Annotated in this window: 10 protein-coding genes; all 10 read left to right on the forward strand. The window is 36.9% G+C overall.

The features are described from left to right. The first annotated feature begins 84 nt into the window (after window positions 1-84). Window positions 85-1,296: a FecR family protein gene (locus tag KDN43_RS01635; RefSeq protein ID WP_238867965.1), complete on the forward strand. Its 1,212-nt coding sequence runs from the start codon at window positions 85-87 to the stop codon at window positions 1,294-1,296. 130 nt (window positions 1,297-1,426) lie between these two features. Continuing rightward, complete coding sequence (locus KDN43_RS01640) at window positions 1,427-4,606, forward strand: carboxypeptidase-like regulatory domain-containing protein (RefSeq protein ID WP_238867966.1); 3,180 nt, start codon at window positions 1,427-1,429, stop codon at window positions 4,604-4,606. A gap of 64 nt (window positions 4,607-4,670) precedes the next feature. Further along, on the forward strand, window positions 4,671-5,900 hold the full coding sequence (locus KDN43_RS01645) for a DUF4876 domain-containing protein (RefSeq protein WP_238867967.1): 1,230 nt from the start codon (window positions 4,671-4,673) through the stop codon (window positions 5,898-5,900). A 41-nt stretch (window positions 5,901-5,941) separates the two neighbouring features. Next, window positions 5,942-7,525: a DUF6850 family outer membrane beta-barrel protein gene (locus tag KDN43_RS01650; RefSeq protein WP_238867968.1), complete on the forward strand. Its 1,584-nt coding sequence runs from the start codon at window positions 5,942-5,944 to the stop codon at window positions 7,523-7,525. A gap of 56 nt (window positions 7,526-7,581) precedes the next feature. Continuing rightward, on the forward strand, window positions 7,582-9,540 hold the full coding sequence (locus tag KDN43_RS01655) for a 4Fe-4S binding protein (protein WP_238867969.1): 1,959 nt from the start codon (window positions 7,582-7,584) through the stop codon (window positions 9,538-9,540). A 41-nt stretch (window positions 9,541-9,581) separates the two neighbouring features. Further along, a complete protein-coding gene (locus KDN43_RS01660) occupies window positions 9,582-11,681 on the forward strand; it encodes a S46 family peptidase (RefSeq protein WP_238867970.1) in 2,100 nt (699 codons plus the stop codon). Window positions 11,682-11,998: 317 nt separating this feature from the next. Beyond that, the gene (locus tag KDN43_RS01665; protein ID WP_238867971.1) at window positions 11,999-12,424 is read left to right on the forward strand and encodes a hypothetical protein; all 426 of its coding nucleotides are present in this window, start codon (window positions 11,999-12,001) and stop codon (window positions 12,422-12,424) included. 35 nt (window positions 12,425-12,459) lie between these two features. Next, window positions 12,460-15,315 (forward strand): M16 family metallopeptidase, encoded by a 2,856-nt coding sequence (locus KDN43_RS01670; RefSeq protein ID WP_238867972.1) that lies wholly within the window; start codon window positions 12,460-12,462, stop codon window positions 15,313-15,315. 970 nt (window positions 15,316-16,285) lie between these two features. Next, window positions 16,286-17,263, forward strand: a complete 978-nt coding sequence (locus KDN43_RS01675) for a double zinc ribbon domain-containing protein (RefSeq protein WP_238867973.1) — start codon at window positions 16,286-16,288, stop codon at window positions 17,261-17,263. 42 nt (window positions 17,264-17,305) lie between these two features. Further along, window positions 17,306-20,623 carry a protein kinase domain-containing protein gene (locus tag KDN43_RS01680; protein ID WP_238867974.1) on the forward strand — a complete coding sequence of 1,106 codons (3,318 nt, stop codon included), beginning with the start codon at window positions 17,306-17,308 and terminating at the stop codon, window positions 20,621-20,623. Window positions 20,624-20,626: the final 3 nt, after the last annotated feature.

Here is a 20,626-nt window from a genome sequence, read left to right on the forward strand (position 1 = left end):
AGGCGACATTCCCAAGTTTTATCTGTCTTGTTAATACGTTATAAAATCTTTAAATAGATTTTATCAACAAAATTTTCCCCAATTATGATAAGCAATAGTCGCCCTTTTCATAAAACTCATTCTGAATTGCTACGAGATAAAAAATATCTATTGTGGCGATTTTCTCCTTCAAGAGAATTAGACAGATATTGGAATGTATTGATAAAACAAAATCTTGAATTACAGAAGGAAATTGATATTGCTGATGGATACCTGAAAAAAAAGTCTTTTCCAAAAAGATATCTCAAAGTAGAGAAAAAAGAAAAAATCCTTCAGGAGATATTATTTTCAGTACAGCAAAAAAGAAAAAACAAAGAGAAAAAGAGAGAGAGAATCCTAAGATTAGTAAGTTACGGGACAGTAGCTTCAATTCTGCTATTAATAGGAATGTTTATATATCAAATATCTCAATCTGGCTCCACCGGACAAATATCAATCTATCAAAATGAGACTGAAAGTATTCAGCTTATAACTACTGGTAAGACAACATTGTTTGATAAAAATATCAGTTTGCAAATTGATAAAATGGGTATAGCAAGAATCCCAGATGATAACAAAGGGGGAGAGGTTGAAATTGCAATGAGCAAGAATGGGCTCAATAAACTTATAGTACCTTACGGAAAACGTACAACAGTTACCCTCTACGACGGAACAAAGATTTGGCTCAATTCAGGTTCTACACTGACCTTCCCTTCAGAGTTCGAAGAAAATAAGCGCGAAATATCAATAACAGGCGAGATGTATATAGAAGTGGCTGAAAATAAAAAAGCACCTTTTTTTGTTAAAACATCCGATTTTTGTGTCAGCGTGTTAGGAACAAAATTTTGTATTTCGGCGTATGAAAAACAGCCACAGACTGTTGTACTAGTGGAAGGCAAAGTGAATTTAATGGCAAAAAAAACAAAAAAAGATATAGATTTTCTGCTTATGCCAAACGAAATGGCATTACTCAATAACAATCACTCATTTAGCAAGCGTCAGGTTGATGCATCGCAATATATCACCTGGACTAAAGGGTATATAATACTTAATGAAACGCCCGTAGAGGATTTATTGAATTACATAGCACGAAATTATAATTTCTCGTTAAAATGTACAAATGCTACAAACCTGAAAGGTCTTACATGCAATGGGAAACTATATCTTTCTGATAATATAGACAATGTAATGAAATCAATCGCAATACTATCTAACACAACATATAAGAAAGAAAATAACACAATTTACATAAGAAATAATAAAAAGATCGCAAAATAGATTACAACTAACAAAATGTTTTCAGTATAAATGGCTAAAATAATTATCATCTCATTGTTTATCATCTACATAACCATACTTTTCAATCATTATATTATCACACACAATGTAACCAATAAAAGTATTTCGCATGAAGAATAAATGTATAAGACAACAGGGAAAACCTGATAATGCCAAAATGGTATTTAAAATGTTCAAGGTTTTGAATGTATTACTACTTGCTGTAATTCTTTCTGCAAACGCAACAACCTTTTCACAGGAGACTTATATCAGCATCAGGCTTGATAATGTATCCATTAAGCAAGTGATTTCTGAAATTGAGAAAAAAAGCGACTTCATTTTTCTTATACCTGGTAATCTGAACGATGAGATGAGTAAAAAAATTGATATCAACGTCAAGAATGAATCAATTGAAGATATCCTACACATCATCACATACGGAAGCAATTTTAATTATAAAATTTACGATAAACAAATTGTGTTTTACCTGGACGAAGAAAAAGAACAAATCGTTTTTGAAAAACCAATTAATCAAAAAAAGGAAACCAAAAAAAATGGTTTTGCCATTAACGGTACAATAATCGATTCCAAAGATAGAGAAACAATTATTTTTGCCGTCGTAGTATTAAAAGAGCTCAATTTATGGGCAACGAGTGACAAAAACGGTAAATTTTCCATCCAGAACGTCCTTCCCGGTGAATATACTCTTGAAGCATCGAGTATGGGCTATGTCACCTACTCTATCCCGATAAGTGTAACAAAGGATATTTCAAAATTGAATATTTTGCTGGAGCCCAGCAATTTGTTACTTGATGATGTTATAGTTACAGCTCAGTCAGGAGGGGCAATAAACTCATCTCATATAATGGAAAAGGCTTCTATTGATCACCTTCAGCCATCGAGCCTTGCAGATGTTATGCAACTTATGCCGGGTGCACTTACAAACAATCCCAATCTAACTACTCAGAACAAAATAACCATAAGGAGCATCAAGGATTTTAGCGGGTTAAATGCTGCCGGAGTAGGCTTACTGATTGATGGTAATAAAGTATCCAATAATGCAGAGGTAGAAAGTGCCACATTCGACTACAGAAAAATCCCAACTGACAATATCGAATCGGTAGAAGTTATGACAGGAGTACTTTCGGCTCAGTATGGTGATATGACCTCAGGCGCGATTGTAGTGAAAACCAAGGCAGGTATGACACCCTACGAAGTGAGGATAAAATCTGATCCAAGGACAAAAGCTGGATCAATTAATAAAGGATACAGGCTGCCATATAACGTGGGATTTTTAAACGTGAGCATGGATTACGCCAAGGCTTTCAAGAAAAATATCTCGCCTGTTGATATCTTTGACCGGACAACGATTGGATTAACTTACTCCAATACTTTCAATAAAGAAAAAACGCCATTCAGGTTTAATTTCAAGGTTAATGGTAACTTTACCTCCAATAATGTCACACAAGATCCGGATGTCTCAAAAGAAGACTTTTCCAAGTCCTCTACAAATAATTTAAACACATCCATTTATGGGTCCTGGATGCTTAATAAACCCTACATTTCTGTGCTAAACTACAATATTTCGGCAGTCTATCAAAAACAAAAAACAAATCAATACACCGTCATAAACAGAACCCCCACTCCAACAACAAACACTAAAGTGCCAGGAATATCAGAAGGCTATTTTACAGAACTTCTCTATAAGGAAGATTTTTGGCTGGAAAGTGTTCCACTTTCCTTTAATGCCAAAATTCATGGGAATCTTAATAAGTTGATGGGAAAAACCCTATTCGCCAGTTTACTTGGATTTGAATATAACCATGATGGAAACAAAGGAAGGGGTAGTTATTATACCGATGCAACTCCTCCCTTTTTCAGAGAACGTAATTATAAAGAGATCCCTTTCATGGACAACATCAGCTTATTCGCCGAAGAAAAAATTAAAATACCAATAAAAAAATCCACTCTGGAACTTGTAGGTGGAGCTCGTATAACCAAAATGAAACTGGAAGGATATAATTATAATCCTACTGTTGAGCCCAGGTTTAATGCGAGATACGAACTATTCAAACCTAAATTCAGGGGTGGCCTGAGAAAATTAAACTTCAGGGGTGGTTGGGGAATAATGGAAAAGTTGCCATCGATCGGTTATCTGTATCCTGCACCGATTTATATGGATTATAACCTATTCCGTTATAGCAGTACGGAAGCCAACAAGTCACTTGCGGTAATACAGACCGATATTATTGATGAACTGCTGCCATATAACTTAAAACCCAACAAGACCTATAATATGGAGATGGGTATTGATGTAAACATTTCCGGAATTAATGCACAGATTACCTATTTTAAAGAAAAACTGGTTGATGGTATTACCCAAAATGTTAATTTCAAGACTAATACTATTAAATATTATAACGCCTTGACCGGAGAAAATGCTGATCCAAAATTTGAGAACGGCACCGTATATGCAAAAGATGAAACAGGAAATTACATTGAAGTATCCCATACACTCCGAAATGATTTTAAATTATTTAGCAGGCCGGATAACCGGGGTAAAATAGATAAATGGGGCATTGAATATTCAATGTCATTCCCTAAAATCGAGGCACTGAACACTACGGTTATTCTTAACGGTGCTTACCTGAAAACGGAAGACAGTAAAGATGGAGAAGAACTTAAAAAGATAAACAGTAACGATCCGGTAAATCCACAGGAGGTCTTCCCCTATTTAGCAGTATTCGACAAAAATACCGGCAGCAATATCGGTAACAGTGCCAGAAGGTTTAACACCAATCTGAATTTTGTAACAAACATTCCTGCAATTAGAATGATTGTTTCATTAACCACTCAGTTTATCTGGTTCAATCAATCGCGATATATTTTTGATCCGGCAAACTCATACATTGAAGATCAGAATGGGAAGCCGATATATGACGATTTTTCAAACAAAAATGTGCTGCAGGATATCTATAGAGATCCAACATATTACATAGGTTTTGATGGAAACAGACATCCGTTTTCAGATTTTCACACCACCAACGATCCTGTGTTAAAAACTCGGCTCGCTCTTTTAAGGGAAACTACAAACAACAGCTACTACTTTCTGCCAACAGGATATAAACCATATATGATGGCTAATATAAGACTGACAAAGGAAATTGGCGATAACACCTCCCTATCGTTTTATGCAAATAATTTTACAAATCATACGCCGATCATGAAGGATAAAGCACGTCCTAATGCAATTGGGAACCGATTAAATTCAGATATATATTTTGGAGCAGAAGTGAAATTTAAATTTTGATCATCAGATACTTGGGTGCAAACACAGCGCCAGAAAAATTTCAAAAACATTAAAATCAAATAAAATGAAAAGATATTTATACAGTATTATTTCTATAAGCTTCATTTTAATTATTCCTTCTTGCCTCGAGAATATCAGATCAGATGAATTCAGTGAAGCAGAATTAAGTGGAACTGTTATTGTAAGCGTAAAAATGCCAGAAGGATATGATTATCCTGTAAAAGGATTAAAGGTTATACTTTACGATAACACAGCAGGTCTTCAGTTTAAAGGCATTACCGATGAACAGGGGGTTGCAGAAATCAGAGTTGCTCCAGGTTACTACATAGCGTCAACCGAAACATCCTTTAGAGATTCGGGAGGAATCCTTTACCTCTTTAACGGAATGTCTGAAAAAATTGATGCGATATCCCAGTCAAACAGCGTTGAAATTGAGCTTACAGCATCGAAATCGAGTCAGATTGTATTCAAAGAGTTGTATTTTGGGGGATGTTTCAACGAAGAAACAGGCAAAAGCTATACTACTGACAAATACATTATCCTATATAATAACTCAGATCAGGACGCATACCTTGATTCATTGTGTTTAGGTGTGGTTTATCCATTTAATGCTCCCACCAACGGACGTTTGTCTGATTGGGTAAAACCGGGGACCTCGGAACTGAGAGATTCCATTCCGGCAGCATCCATGGTATGGATGTTTCCCGGAACCGGTAAAGACAACATTCTTGAACCTGGCCGGGAAGTGGTTTTAGCACTCAATGCTATAGATCACTCCGCATCTGTGCAAACCTCTGTAAACTTAGGGAGACCAGGATATTGGGCCATTTATGATCCCATCATGACCCCTAGCCATGCTACTCCCGAAGCGGGTGTCAAATTACTTGAGGGGATTTGGAAAATTGGGAGTGCAAAAGCTTTTGTAATTTCTAATTTCAGTCCAGGATTTTTTATATTTACCCTGGGTGGAAAGAGTATTGAACAGTATATTCTGGACAATTACGCGTTAAATCCGAACTCCTCAAACATTAATTTAAGCGCTTTGCTTGTTGATAAAAATCTTATTTTAGATGCTGTTGAATGCCTTAGAAATCCCACAGATACCAAAAGATTCATGCCAGAGATTGATAACGGATTTGCAATGATATCAGGATCGGGTCAGGGACAGAGTATCATAAGAAAAGTCGACAATGAAGAAACGGAAAAAACAGGTGGAAGAATAGTATATATGGACACGAACAATTCATCCAACGATTTCGAAGTTATACCTCATCCTACTTTATATAATCAATAAGCTGGCGTTATTTAACCCGTTATATTTTAAATATTTATTTCATGAAAAAAAGATATATAATTATACTAGGAGCATGGGTATCATGGCAGTTAATGACATTCAACATGTTCGCACAGGCAAGCGATAAAAATGAAAAAATTGACTACACATTAGAAGAAATACAATTACGTGCTCCATGGGCTGTTTCTGATAATGTTTCGGGACTGGCCTATTATCAGTTTCAGGATTATGCTTCTGTTGGAGGCTTTTACAATTCTGAGAGTGGTGATTACAGAAATTACAATTCGGCTGAAAATTTATTTAATTTCGGAGTTGCTACACAAGCTTATAGGAAAGTTAAGAAACTGCTTTTTTATGGTGATTTCACATACAAATATGACACCAAAAAGAATCAAACCTGGCTAGGCAACTACATACCTGACTTTACAACAAACCCTATGCTGGACTCAATTCCGGGGAAAGTCCTAAGCGAGAGTTACGACATGTCCGGAAAAATTGCATATGCCCTGACTAATAAAACAGCATTGGGAATTGGCATTAGTTATCACACTGCAACAATGGCAAAAAGAACTGATGGAAGAAACTCGAATGTATATTCGTCAATATGTATAAAACCTGGTGTTACCCACAAAACTGCAAATTTCACTACAGGTCTGAACTTCAACTATAAGTACGATGTAGACAGAGTGACCTATGATTTTATCGGAGATTTGACAGGGAAAAACATATACTACATGGAAGGACTGTTTTTTATGGCCAAATCAGGAATAACTTCAGCAACCATTCTTAAAAGAGGCTATTTTTTTAATTTACTTGGAGGGGCATTTCAACTTGACTACAATAACAATAATCTCGAGTGGTTCAATGAATTAGAAATGAATTATGGGAAACTCAACAACTACGAAGGGATATCTCTTACCAAAAAGTACAGTCGTGAAGAGTTGCTAAACTACCATTATGGCGGTTCTATCAAGTTTTTAGGAAACAGCTCCAATCATTTTATAAAATTTAATCTAAACAGCAACGAAAGGGCTTCGAATTACATAATTAATAATTATGAGCAGGTTCCGGGAGAAATTAAATCGTGGGAATATTATGAAAAAGGGAGCGTTTTAAGATATATGACTTCCATTAAAGAACTAGATGTTGCTTATCGCTTTTGCTATAAAAAAACCGACTGGAAATATAATTTCAACCTAACAGCTGGGTTTAACAGGATGATTAACGAGAAAACTTACAAAATTTTCCCCGAGACTTACAATCAACATTTTAACATCAATACTTTGTACTTTGAGGGGAGGAAGTATTTCTATCCTCAGCAAAAAAATATAATTGAACTGGAAGCCGGGGTAGCATTCTCTAAAGGTTCAGATGAAGGGAACTCATTAAATTCGGAAAGCTCAGGCAATTTAGGCATGCTGCAACTAAATAAGAGATTGTTGGAAATAGATTATCAATACCGTAATGCCTCCAGAACAAACATCAATGTTGGAGCAAGGTATCGTCACTTATTGAATCCGGATAAAAATTATGCTTTAGAATTCTGTATGAAATACCACAAGATAGTAGCTAAAAACAAACAGAAGAGATCATTTCTGTCTTTATCAACGAGCTATGTTTTTTAGAAGAAACAGCGAAAAGAATAACGATACAACAATATATTAATACAATAAAATAAATTATGAAACTATTTTCGAGACATTTCAAAAAAAATTGGTTCAGACATCTACTGCAATGGGGTGTATTATTTGCAATAATCATCACAATGACCAATGTTTTCTCTAAAACTTCTTCCGATCCGGAAGCGTATTGTCCTTTTGGCGGCCTTCAAGCTTTTGGATCTTACCTATCCAGCGAAACTTTAGCCTGCAGTATGACCACAGTTCAGGTTTTGATGGGCCTGGCACTTGGAGTGGGAGTAATTCTCTTTGGCAAGTTGTTCTGCGGTTACTTATGCCCTGTAGGATTGGTTTCGGAATATATGTTTAAGTTTCGAAAAAAGACAAAGATTAAAGGGATTGAAATTGCGAACGGAACCGTTGTAGATAAAATTCTCAGATCGGTAAAATACATACTCCTATTTATCGTTTTTTACATGACATTGAGTACATCTGAACTATTCTGTAAGAATTTCGATCCCTACTATGCAGCTGCTACCGGATTTCATGGGGAGATCACATTATGGATGGCAGTTGCTTCTTTAGTAATCCTGTTCTTAGGAAGTTTCTTCATTAAATTGTTCTGGTGTAAATATGTTTGTCCTTTGGGCGCATTAAGTAACCTGTTCAAGTTTACCATTTCGTTCTTATCCATGATAATCCTATATATAATTCTTATTCAGTTAGGATTAAATATTCCATGGTTATATCTTTTGATAACAGCCTGCCTTATGGGGTATATCCTTGAAGTTTTCATGGTAAAACCCAAAGTCTTCCCATTGATAAAGGTGAATAAGGATGAGGGAAAGTGTACTGACTGCGGACTTTGCTCCAAAAAATGCCCCTACAACCTCCCTGTTGACAAAAACAAAGTTGTAAAGGAAGTGGATTGTACTCTATGCGGCGAGTGTCTATCGGCTTGTCCTTCTGATGCACTTACATTCAACAAGAAGAAATATAACCGCTGGTTACCGGCCATATTAACAATAGTTCTATTTATCATTGCATTGATTATTGGTTCTAAGTGGGAAATGCCTACAATCAATGAAACATGGGGTGATAACATCGAAGATGTAAAGCTTAAAACATTCAAAATGGAAGGACTAAGCTCTGTACATTGTTACGGTAGTTCAAAAGCATTTTCCGCAAAGTTACGTCGTGTTCCCGGTGTTTATGGTGTATCTACTTTTGTTAAAACTCAAACTGCAAACATCCTCTACGATCCAACTCAAACAAGCGAAGAGGAGATCATGGGAGCAACATATACGCCTGTGAAGTTCAAGATTGTAAATCCCGAATTATCAGACAGTCTGATTAAAGTAATTACAATGTATACCGAAAAGATGTACGATAAATTAGATCCGAATTATCTCGGAATGCAGTTCAGACAATATGGAAATGATAAGTATTTTGGAATTGAGACCAAGTTTTCATGTCCGCTAACCGTACATCTGTATATGGATATTGACGAACCCGTTGATAAAGAGTTCCTAAAAAATATTGTAGAGAAAAGGCAGCTTATCATTCGTTCGGCCGATGGGCAAGAGAATATAAGAGATTTGAATTTTGAATTTGTGAAAATTGAAACGGAAACCGATACTATTACACGGAGAGATTTTCTGGAAAGGCATTTCAATAAATACAATTCACGTTATAAGGAGAATATTAAGAAATTTGCCGGATTAGACTCTGCATCATTGGTGGTACCCTTTCCTGAACTTGACAAACCAATCTATTCGAGAAATATTCCCTATTTATCTAGTTACCTCTCTTTAAACGAAGGAGTTTTGAGACTGGAGACATTTTTAGATGACAATGATACTCCTTCCATGAAAATAGTCTATATCCCTTCAGTAATTTCCGGAGAGAAATTATGGGAAAATCTTTGTTCGGATAAATGGAGTGTAAAAATGACAAGTGGAGAGATCAAAGAAATAGATGCAAGATTAGATTTCAAGGACAAGAAACAACAAACAGAATAACAATACTAAATAAACAGAAATTTTACAAAAGAAAATCTGATATGAGAAAATATATCATCATCTTGATAATTTTAATAGGTATAAGTGCAAACACAGTAAAGGCAGACGAAGGCATGTGGCTGATACAAGCTCTGAATAATGAACTGCAAAAGCGCATGGAAACCGGGGGATTGGAAATTGGGTCAGAAGTTATATACAGTGAAAATGAAGCTTCTCTGAAAGATGCCGTTGTTTCATTAGATTTTGGTTGCACCGGCAGTATGATCTCCAATAAAGGACTCTTAATAACAAATCATCATTGTGCTTATGATGATATTTTCAATCTAAGTACCCCTGAAAACAACCTGCTGGAGAATGGATACTGGGCAAAAAACAGCTCCGAGGAGATACCTGTAAAAGGGAAAACCATCTATTTCCTAAGAAAAGTGGTAGATTGCACAAACGAATTGAACCATGTCAGAGATTCTTTACAGAAAATAAAACAGCCAAGCGGTTCGCGACGTGTATTTAGTATTATCGAAAATAAACACAAGCAGCAAAGCGGATACGAAGCCTCGTGCTCTTCCATGTGGAATGGCAACAAGTATTATATGTATTATTATGATACCTATACCGACATAAGGTTTGTTGGCGCCCCCCCTGTTCAGGTCGCAGCGTTTGGAGGCGATGTTGATAATTGGGAATGGCCTCAACATAAATGTGATTTCGCACTGTATCGTATATATGGAGATAAAAATGGAAGACCTGCAGCTTACTCAGATGAAAACATTCCAATTAAACCCAAAAAAATTCTGAAGATTTCACTGGATGGTGTTCAGGAGAACGACTTTGCTATGATAATTGGCTTTCCGGGGAGAACCGACAGATACAGTTCCTCTTTCAAAGTAGATATGAATGAAAGAATAATTGGGCCTATAATGGTGGAATCTATGGGGACAAAAATGGAAATTATCAGAAAATGGATGAACAGAGATTCCGAAATACGCAAGAAATATTCAAATATATTTTTTGGTTTAAGCAACGTACAGGAATCCCTGGCAGGTGAGGTTGCTTGCACACGAAGATTTGATGTTGTAGAGAAAAAAATGCAGGAAGAAAACAAATACTGGAAAAATGACGCCTCACTCCTGTCGATGATGGAAAGAGGATACAAAGATGTGGAAGAAATCGAAAAATATATGACATACTACCGCCAATCGCTCGTTTCAGGGAAGGGATTTATTGCACTGGGGAACAGGGTAAACTCTTTAAAACCTGACGACAATCAATCGTATGACTCATTCGTAAAAAGGGTTGAAAAATTATTTACTGAATATGATGCCCGAGTAGAAAAAGAGCTTATGGAGTATCAACTGAGACTATTTATCGAAAACGTACCTAAAAAATATTGGGGGCCATTTATAAAGTATCTGACAGGAAAGTTCGAAGACAATTACGCAGCAATGACAAGTGAGATATTCGATAATTCTGTTATGCTGGATCCCAATAGATTTAAAGAGGCAGCGAAAGAAAAAAACAACATTAAGCTCTTCATGGAAGATCCAGCAGTTAAGTTGGCTAGAGATATAAAAATATCTGATTTACGCAAAGATGAAACACAGATATTAAAGGATAAAGTGTCATTGTACAAAATGGACGGTCTTTATGAAAAAGCATTGTACAACAAGAAAAAAAGTGCAGGTATATTACAATATCCGGATGCCAATTTTACCATGAGACTTACTTATGGAAATGTGTGCAAAATGCAACCATCTGATGCAATCAATTACAACTATATATCAACCACGCAAGGCATTATTGACAAGTATAATCCTTATGATTATGACTTTGCATATCCTGAAAATATTCTCAATATAATTGAAAGAGGAGAATGGGGAAAATATGGAAAGGATGGAAAATTGCATGTAAACTTCCTTACAAACAATGACATTACGGGCGGCAATTCGGGAAGCCCTGTCATGAACGGGAAAGGCGAGCTGATAGGATTGGCATTCGACGGAAACAAAGAGTCCTTGGCTTCAAAGTATTACTATCAGGATGAGATGACAAACTGTGTTTCGGTTGATATCCGGTATGTACTTTGGTATATCGACAATTGTACTGATGTTGGATATCTTTTGGATGAAATAGCAGCCAAATAGCAAGTATCAATAGTTGTAATATGTGTCTAAGATTGTTTCCCTTCTTTCTTCTTGCTGCACTAATTGTATTACCGGGATGTTGGACATTGAAAAACACATCAACCCGAAAAATTAACAACAGATTTTTCAAACAGGCCGGAAGGACTGATTCGAAAGATCTGTTTGTTAAGGGTGATGAAGATCAAGTGGAAATATTCCGGATAAACAGCAAGAACTTCACATGTGATTTTGATAGTTCGACAGTAGAAATCTACCCATTAATTTTATGCGAAAAAAACATTTTGCCGCGAATAACTTTCCATGAAAATGCCTTTAAAATGAATTTCATTATTCTCCCGCTTAAATTAAGACCTGCTGTAAAGGAAGTTTCTCATCAGCTAAATTGCGATTTTAACGGTTCAATTTGTGCCGGATATTCGAAAAACAGATATAATATTGATTATTTAAACCACAAGTCTGGCTTATATGTAAGAAATATCTCCAACTACGAATTCTTTTACGGCCTGTTTATGGGAATAGGGAACACTTTTATATCCCCAACCACCACAGATCATGCTATAGATGATGAGTACGACGGGGTAGTGTTACAAAAAGGAATTGCCGTCTATATGGGTTACAACAACCTAAAGGCAGGTATTGCTATAGGAATGGATAATTTACTGGGTAAAGACAGAAAAAACTGGATTTACGAGAACCGGCCTTATCTTGCTTTTACGCTGGGTTTTAATATCGAAAATAAATAAATTACTGGAAATACTACATTATTAACAAGTATAATATGAATAAGAAAACGTTTCTTATAATTGGATTGCTCGTTCAGGTTGCATTCTTAGCTGCACAATCGTTCGATATATCAGAAGCATTGCCTGTCGATAAAGAATTTATTACAGGTCGGCTAGAAAATGGACTTACCTATTATATCAGAGAGAGCAAATTAAGTGAAAACAGAGCTGATTTTTTTATTGTCCACAATGTAGGTTCTCTGCAGGAAGAGGAAAACCAGCGCGGATTGGCCCATTTTTTAGAACATATGGCTTTTAACGGTACAAAACATTTTCCCGGTAAGCAATTGCTCAACTATTTCGAAAGTATAGGCGTACGATTTGGGGTAAATGTAAATGCATACACTTCCATGAGCCGTACTGTATACAATATATCGGAAGTACCTGTAACCAGGAGTTCAGTGGTTGATACTGCTTTATTGGCACTGCACGACTGGTCACACTACATCAACTGTCTGCCTGAAGAGATTGAAAGTGAGCGAGGAGTAGTTCGTGAAGAAATGCGAAGAGGTGACAACCCGCTGACAAGAACAATGCAGACCATATCAAAAATTCAACGTACCAACTCACGTTTTGCCGAAAGGACCCCTATAGGATTAGCTGAAGTGATAGAAAACTTTGACCATCAAGATTTAATCGACTTCTATCATAAATGGTACAGGCCTAACCTGCAAGCAGTAATTGTTGTAGGAGATATTAATGCCGTAGAGATCGAAAAAAAAATCATAGAGAGGTTTTCCACAATCCCAAATCCTGAAAATGAAACGAAGAAGATATATTATACGGTTCCCGATAACAAGGAGCCCATTGTTGGATTTTTCACTGATCCTGAAACAAAAGCGAGCTCAGTAAGGATGACTGTAAAAATACCGCATCGCTCTGTTGCCGAAAGGCAAACACATGCATTTGTATACGATAAGCTTGTGGAAGAACTATTTTTAGAGATGTTTAAATCAAGATGTACGGAAAGAGCCAAAAAGACCGGTGCTGATTTTCGCGTAATCGTTCCGGTATTCGGTGAAATTGATTATACATGTAAAACTTTTACTGCAACTGCTATGCCTGCACACGGGAAAGATCTATACACAGCTCTCAATGGTGTTTTAGAAGAAGTTGAACGTATAAGGCAACATGGAATGACAAGATTAGAATTGGATAATGCTAAAAATATTGTAAGAGCAAACATCAGAAAAAAACAATCTAATCAAGTGCAAAAACCGGCCAACAAAGATTTTGTTAATATTGCAGTAGAAAACTTTACACGGAACAAGGCACTTGTGAATCATACAGAATTAATGGATCTGACATACTCAATGTTAGACAAAATGAAAATTTCAGATATTAATGACAACATTGAAGTCTTTTTAAATGAAAACAACAGGATAATAATCTTTGCTGCACCGGAAAGTGACAAAGAATCACTTCCTTCAGCCACTGAGGTGTTAGGGCTCGTTAAATCAGTCCAAAATAAAGCTCTAGAACAATATAACCCTGTGATCAAAAAAGAACTTGCTCTCTCAGTACCAATAAATCCAGGTAGAATTTCAGGTTTCCGCCAGATAAGTGCAGCTGACTTTGGCATTAAATATAAAGTAACACTTGATTCAACCACTGAGATCAAGCTTGAAAATGGAGCAAGGGTCATATGGAAAGAATCGTACGGAAACGGTAAAAAAGTTAGGCTATCAGCCTTTACTCCGGGAGGTTATGCTCGTCCTCACTCCATAGAGGAGATTATGATTCTGAAAAATTACATGAGGTACTATAATGTAGCCAACTTAAACTGGAATGAATTGAGTGAATGGAAACATACCAATAGCATCAGATTAAGCCAGTCAGTCAACAGAAGAACAGATAACTATTCAGGGGATTTTTATCCGCAAAAAAGTGAAAATTTCTTTAAACTGCTCTACTCCCATTTCACTGACGTTTCTGCAGACCAAACAGAGCTCAGTAAGTTCCAACAACTATTTTTAAAGACTATCGGAGAAGAAAAAAATGAAACAAAACTATTTGAGGATTCAGTTAAGAGACTTAGCTACTCTTCCGATCCTCTTAAAACTAACTTCGATACTCTATATATTCAGTCAATTAATACGGAAAAATTAAATAAACTTTATAAGCGTCATTTTTGTAATCCAGCTGAGTTTACATTCATATTTACCGGCCCTATGCCTGTTAAAGATGCTGTCCCTTTAATAGAAAAATATTTAGCCTCTATTGCTGTCAATCACCACGCACAAGAAAAAATTTTGGAATACAAAGATCCTGAATTAAACAGAGGAAAAGTAGAACTTTTTTATAATGCGAAAAACACAATAACATCGAAGGCTTCAGTATCTATCACTTACCATACAGATATTGAATATAGCTCAACAAATTATGCAAACACGCTGTTTTTACGTGATATATTATCCAGAAGATGTTATCAAAGCATTCGCGAGGACAGAGGAGGCACCTATCATGTCGCTGTATCCGCATCACTCATCAGACACCCTCAATCGCAACTTGTTGTAAAGATTGAATTTGAGACTAATTCTTCAATGATTCCTGAATTATTGAAAGTTGTACAGCATGAAGCAGATCTATTAGCAAAGGATGGACCTACCATAAAAGAGATTGATGAAGTAAAGAAATATCGGGAAAAAGCCCTGAATAATAATAAGATTATTCCCTGGTCTACCATCATTACCCAATCAATATTAAATGAAGAATTTCTGGATACTAATGATTCTGAATTGTTGGATGAGGTTAATGCAGCAAGGATACATAATCTGGCTAAACAACTATTTGGCTCAGGTAATAAAATGACTTTTGTCTTTGATCCCCGGGATAGCACAGTTGAACAATAAAAGGGTCAACCTATCTCAAGCGTTACCGACGTAAATCATTATATACAACTTCCCGATTGAAGAAATTTCAATCGGGAAGTCTTTATTAAACTATTCATGAGTCCTCTCCGAAAACCTCAAAACCCAATTTTATCGGTTTGCAACTTATTGAATATCAATGATCATATTGTGAAATTTTTAAGAAAAAAGACTTATTGGAGGAGACTCGTTCATTTATTTTTCAATTTTAATTTTATAATACTTCGGTAATTTTTTTAAATAGTTCTTGTAATTCACTGAATATCAATAGAGTATGGCACTTTTAGAGGGTCTGATATAAATTGTTGACTGTCAGCATTATAAATGAAGTTTTAACGAAGTATTAATTTTATATAGCTAAAAAGTTAAACTTGAAGATCCGGTACAAATTGCAATATCATACACTATCACGAAACTTATTTGTATGGTTGAAAAAAAATGCTGAATTTTCAATAGTATACCTTTACCTGAAAAAAGTTGACTCTTGAAACAACACTCCTTTCCAAACATCCATGTAGACCATACAAAAATCTATTTTAAAAAGAGTTTATGTAAATTTTTAAACATATTCTTATAAAAGAATATTAAAAATTTCATAACTTTGCAAATAGATTTTTGAATTTGCTGGTTGAATCTACCTTTTACTATTATATTATTTAGATTTTATCATGCCACAAAATTTAATCGTACTTACCGAAAGGGTTCTTCTTGAGGAGCAAATAAAAACAAAAGTTCTTGCCAACGCCGACTTAAGCCGACTTGATGTTTCAGGACTTGACTTCTCAGATTGTATGTTGAGCAACATAATATTTTCTTCCGAAAACAATACTCATAAAGAAATAACCGATGTGTCATTTTGCAATCCAATGTTACATAATGTTTTCTTTATTCCGGGCAACAAAATCAGAAATCAGTAGCGTTTTACGAACCCAAACATATACTTGAAATAAGTATGAACCATAAGCAACAAGCGCAACTAAGGCAAGCACAACCAATGCAAGCGCAAAAAGCGGAAACCAAAACCCGGGATAACCACACCATGCAAGAGAACCGCTGCAAAAAATGCGGCGCTTCTTATTCAAGTGATGACAAGTTTTGCTCCGAATGTGGTTGCTCTCTAAACTTAACCACCTGCCATAAGTGCGGAGCCGGTATAAAGGCCGGCATAGAGCTGTGTCCACAATGTGGAGAAAATCTGCTGTTGGAAATCTGTCCTTTCTGCGGAAGTTCTGTCAGTAGCACCGATCTGTTTTGTTCCGAGTGTGGAAATCCCAAATCGGGTATCACCTGTTCAAACTGCCAAACGCTGAATTTCAGAAGTTTCTGTCGAAAATGCAATGCTCCTCTAAACGCACGGGCACGGCAAGCTCTCCTTATTGCTAAGAAAGATCCGATAGTAAAAAAGACAGTCGTGTTGATCGAAGAGCTTGCTCAATTAGAAGAGTATATTTTAAGTCAAACGCAAGAGGCCAAAAAAGAACAACTATCGGAAGAGGATTTGAATTTGGTAAACGAGCATAAAGAGTTGCTTGCGTCCATCCGAGGAATGAAGTTGGAAAAAGAAAAACCACAACCTAAACTCAAACCTCAACCAAAGCCTGAAAACAATAGCAAGATATCTTTCTCTATACATGCCTTAAGCAAAGAGGAAGCGATGGAAAAGTACAAAGAGAAACTAAAAGAGATGCAGGAAACGTTATCAGCAATGATACCCGATGCGGGTATGACGCCGCAAATGCAACGCGACTTTCATTCGGCACGAAAAGTAGAGATAGAAGTACTTACCAGGCAGAAAGTACCCATAGGGTGGCGGTGTAAAGCCTACGGCTGTCTTCACTCGCAACCCAATGAGTGCGTAAAACCTTTTTCAGGTGGAGAGTGGATTTATGAAGAACGTGAAATATTGACAAGGACGTGGGGACATAAATAAAAATAAGCAAAACCTGTTTACTATCAATAAAACCATTCGGCAATGGATAAAACACTTAGGCCCGACAGTAAAACCATAAGAGCTACCGAAAGAAAATCCAACGTTTCGCCAACAGAGAGAACCTTGCGACCGAACGAAGACAGAACCATTCGCAAGGCACAAAGGCAAACGGGAGGAGAAAAAACAGCACGTACAAATGAAGCCAAAACACTTAGAAAAACCAAACAGCAGTCCGAAACAGCTCACACTATACAAACAACAGCCACGGAGTTTACAATAAAAAATAAACCATACACGGTTGTGAACGTAATTTCGGAAGGGACAGGCGAAGCACAGATATATCTTGTAGAACATGAAAAAGATCAATCTGTGCTGAAACTATATTATCCCAACCTGATGCCGCCTCCCAATTTTACAATCATTGAATCAGTTAAAAGTTATGCCGAAACAGGATCCTTTGTTCAAGTGTTCGACTGTGGCGAGTGGATTGACCCGGCAACAGGCATGAAACGAATTTACGAACTGATGGAATATTGTACCGGAGGTTCGTTGGAACAGCTCAATGTAAATAAAGACGAAAAACTGATAGGCGAAATAGCCTTGCAATGTGGCGCATCTATACAGTTCCTAAATAGCAAAGGGGTCATACACAGAGACATAAAACCAGCCAACTTCTTTTTTGCCGATGACACCAAAGGGGTTGAAACACTTCGCCTTGCCGATTTTGGTATTGCTATAAATACGGACAAGGAGGGCATAGCCGAAATAAAGGCTGATTCGCAACTGCGTACACCTGTATATACAGCTCCTGAGTATTATTATACCATTGACGGCAAAATCCAATTCGATTACAAATCCGATTTTTATTCCCTTGGAATGATGTTGCTGGTGCTTTGGGACGGCGAAAAAATATTTACTCTTAAAGAGTACGAACTTAGGAATCTGAAGATACACGGCAACTTGCCATACCCGACAGATATTTCGGATAGGACCTTACAACTGTTTAAAGCTCTTACGGACCCAGATCCGAGATCACGAGCCGACTACCACGACATCATTCGTTGGGTGAAAGGAGAGAATATTTACGAGTTGAAGGAGAAAACAAGTGAAGGGTTTAATATCTTGTTCGACCCGGCCAACAACCTTACTGCCACTTCTGCCGAAGAGTTGGGGCAGTTTATGTACGACAATCAGGGACTGGCTGCCAAATATTTGTATTCGGGTAAAATAGCCGAATGGCTTACCGGTAACAAAAGACCCGATTTGGCGGTAGAGATGGAAGACATCGTTGAAAACCAATTCCCCAAAGACAAGGAAGCGGGTACTCTGACTGCGTGTTTCTTTTTGAATATGATTATCCCATACTACGATGTTAACAACCGCCCACACTCCACTCCCATATCTATTGCCCAATCGCTAAACGAGAACGCTGAATACTATGCGGCCGCGTTAGCCAATAATAACGACCGGCTTTTTTTATTCCTTAGCTCTCACGGCTCAAGGAATTTAACGGAAAGATTCGCTCCGCTTTTCAAGAAAAAGAACGACAACATAGAACCGTTGCGTCAGCTTATTTATACCTTAAATCCACAGGCACCGTGGATACTTACCAACGAAGAAAACGAGGTGTTTGAATGCCACACCATTGACGATGTTATAAATGCCAATTACAAAGAAACACTTTCCGATGAATCGTGGAAAAACCTTCTCGAAGAGTCGTTTTTACTGTGGGTTCGCAACCAGAACCCGGCGGTAGAGGGTAGAATTCGCTCGCAAGAGGGACACGATGAAAATGCGTGGTGCGTATTGTACTACCTGAGCCCGAAAGTATCATATAACCTGAGTCTTGAAGAAGATTCCGACACCTATTTCTTTACGTCTGCCGAAATAGGAGAATACATGAATAATATGATAGATGATTTTATTCATGATGCCGAAAATAGTGAATACGCGAGTGAGCAACTGGATATGATGTGCGACATTGACGACACACGCCTTTACTATTACTTGAAATCAAAAGTGGTTTATGACGACAAGATAGAGTGGATAAGATATTGCGCAGATGTAAATTCAGTGGAGAATGCTGCAAAGTACGCTCCATACAATTGGAAAACCGGTGTTTATAAAAGCATCAAAGGACTTGGCTACGATCCGTATTATTATTTTCCCGAAAGTGATGAGTATATTTACAACCTCGAAGAATTAAACGATATTCCGAATAAGGAAGTAGAAGAAGAACTGGAAAATGGATTCCTAAAAGAATGGATAGCCTTGTTTTTTCAAGAAAATCCCGATGAAGACTTGTCGGAGAAATATACTTTTGAAAGCCTGACTGTCGATTACATAGACTTCATTTCACAATATAGTGTAAACGACGTTGAAATTAATGATTATCACGAAGCTGTAGGCACAGTACAAAATACACATTCAAAATTGAAACGAAATTACAGGACCAACCTGATTGTTAAAATTGTAATGGGGATATTGTCCCTTATGGCCGTTGGATTTGTCTCGTATAAGTTGTTAATCTCAGAATTAGCATTCAATACCAATTCTAAATGGCTGTACATTATCCCATTAATAATCGGTTATGCCGTTGGGAGATATAGATATGGCGAATGTCTTGACAGTTTCGTTAAAAGCTTCCTAATAGGCTTGGGCTCTTTTATCGGAATATCCTTGATAGTTTCCTTTTCAATATCCTATCCTGCCTATCTATTATCCGGACTGTTGATAGCCGGCTTGATATGGGTAGCTATCATATGCTATATAAGAACAAGGTTGCATATTAGAAGGAAGAAACACCTTTTTAAACCCGGTTTCGAAGAACTAAGCCTTGAGCCACTGCACTACGGATTTGTAGCCGATGAAGGAGAAATGTTTGAATCCTCTATCGGTGGGGTAAGCCTCCAATTGGTGGCAGACTTGAGACAAAACACTAAGAAAGTGTTGAAAAATACCGCCATGTTAATATTATTGTCAATCTTCCTTTTCCTGGGACATGCTTATCTGTCGATGTATGTTTCCAACAAACAAACCAATAAGGCAAGATACGAAGCGTTGGCAGGCGAATATAAAGGTATTTTTGATAATAGGGACGCTGTTTTCACCATTACAGACATGGAAGAAGAAAAAGCAAAAGCCGAAATAGAAGTACGGTATAAAAGTTTAATCACCGAGAAGCTGAAAGGCGAAATCAATATCGACACGCGCAGCTTTCATTTCGACGATATAAACAGAAACAATAACCAACTTGATGGCGAATATAACGGCTCATTCAACGATGACTTTAGCCAATTGTCGGGAACGTACAAAAACTACACAACAAGAAAAGAGGTTGAATTTAAGTTTAACAAATAGAGA

Origin of the sequence: Proteiniphilum propionicum (assembly GCF_022267555.1) — a bacterium.
Lineage (GTDB): Bacteria > Bacteroidota > Bacteroidia > Bacteroidales > Dysgonomonadaceae > Proteiniphilum > Proteiniphilum propionicum.

Excerpts from the sequence above, each read along its gene's own strand:
- KDN43_RS01680 (WP_238867974.1), top strand. The coding sequence starts at position 17,306 with ATGGATAAAACACTTAGGCCCGACAGTAAAACCATAAGAGCTACCGAA.
- KDN43_RS01675 (WP_238867973.1), top strand. The coding sequence starts at position 16,286 with ATGAACCATAAGCAACAAGCGCAACTAAGGCAAGCACAACCAATGCAA.
- KDN43_RS01635 (WP_238867965.1), top strand. The coding sequence starts at position 85 with ATGATAAGCAATAGTCGCCCTTTTCATAAAACTCATTCTGAATTGCTA.
- KDN43_RS01640 (WP_238867966.1), top strand. The coding sequence starts at position 1,427 with ATGAAGAATAAATGTATAAGACAACAGGGAAAACCTGATAATGCCAAA.
- KDN43_RS01645 (WP_238867967.1), top strand. The coding sequence starts at position 4,671 with ATGAAAAGATATTTATACAGTATTATTTCTATAAGCTTCATTTTAATT.
- KDN43_RS01670 (WP_238867972.1), top strand. The coding sequence starts at position 12,460 with ATGAATAAGAAAACGTTTCTTATAATTGGATTGCTCGTTCAGGTTGCA.
- KDN43_RS01660 (WP_238867970.1), top strand. The coding sequence starts at position 9,582 with ATGAGAAAATATATCATCATCTTGATAATTTTAATAGGTATAAGTGCA.
- KDN43_RS01650 (WP_238867968.1), top strand. The coding sequence starts at position 5,942 with ATGAAAAAAAGATATATAATTATACTAGGAGCATGGGTATCATGGCAG.
- KDN43_RS01655 (WP_238867969.1), top strand. The coding sequence starts at position 7,582 with ATGAAACTATTTTCGAGACATTTCAAAAAAAATTGGTTCAGACATCTA.
- KDN43_RS01665 (WP_238867971.1), top strand. The coding sequence starts at position 11,999 with ATGAATTTCATTATTCTCCCGCTTAAATTAAGACCTGCTGTAAAGGAA.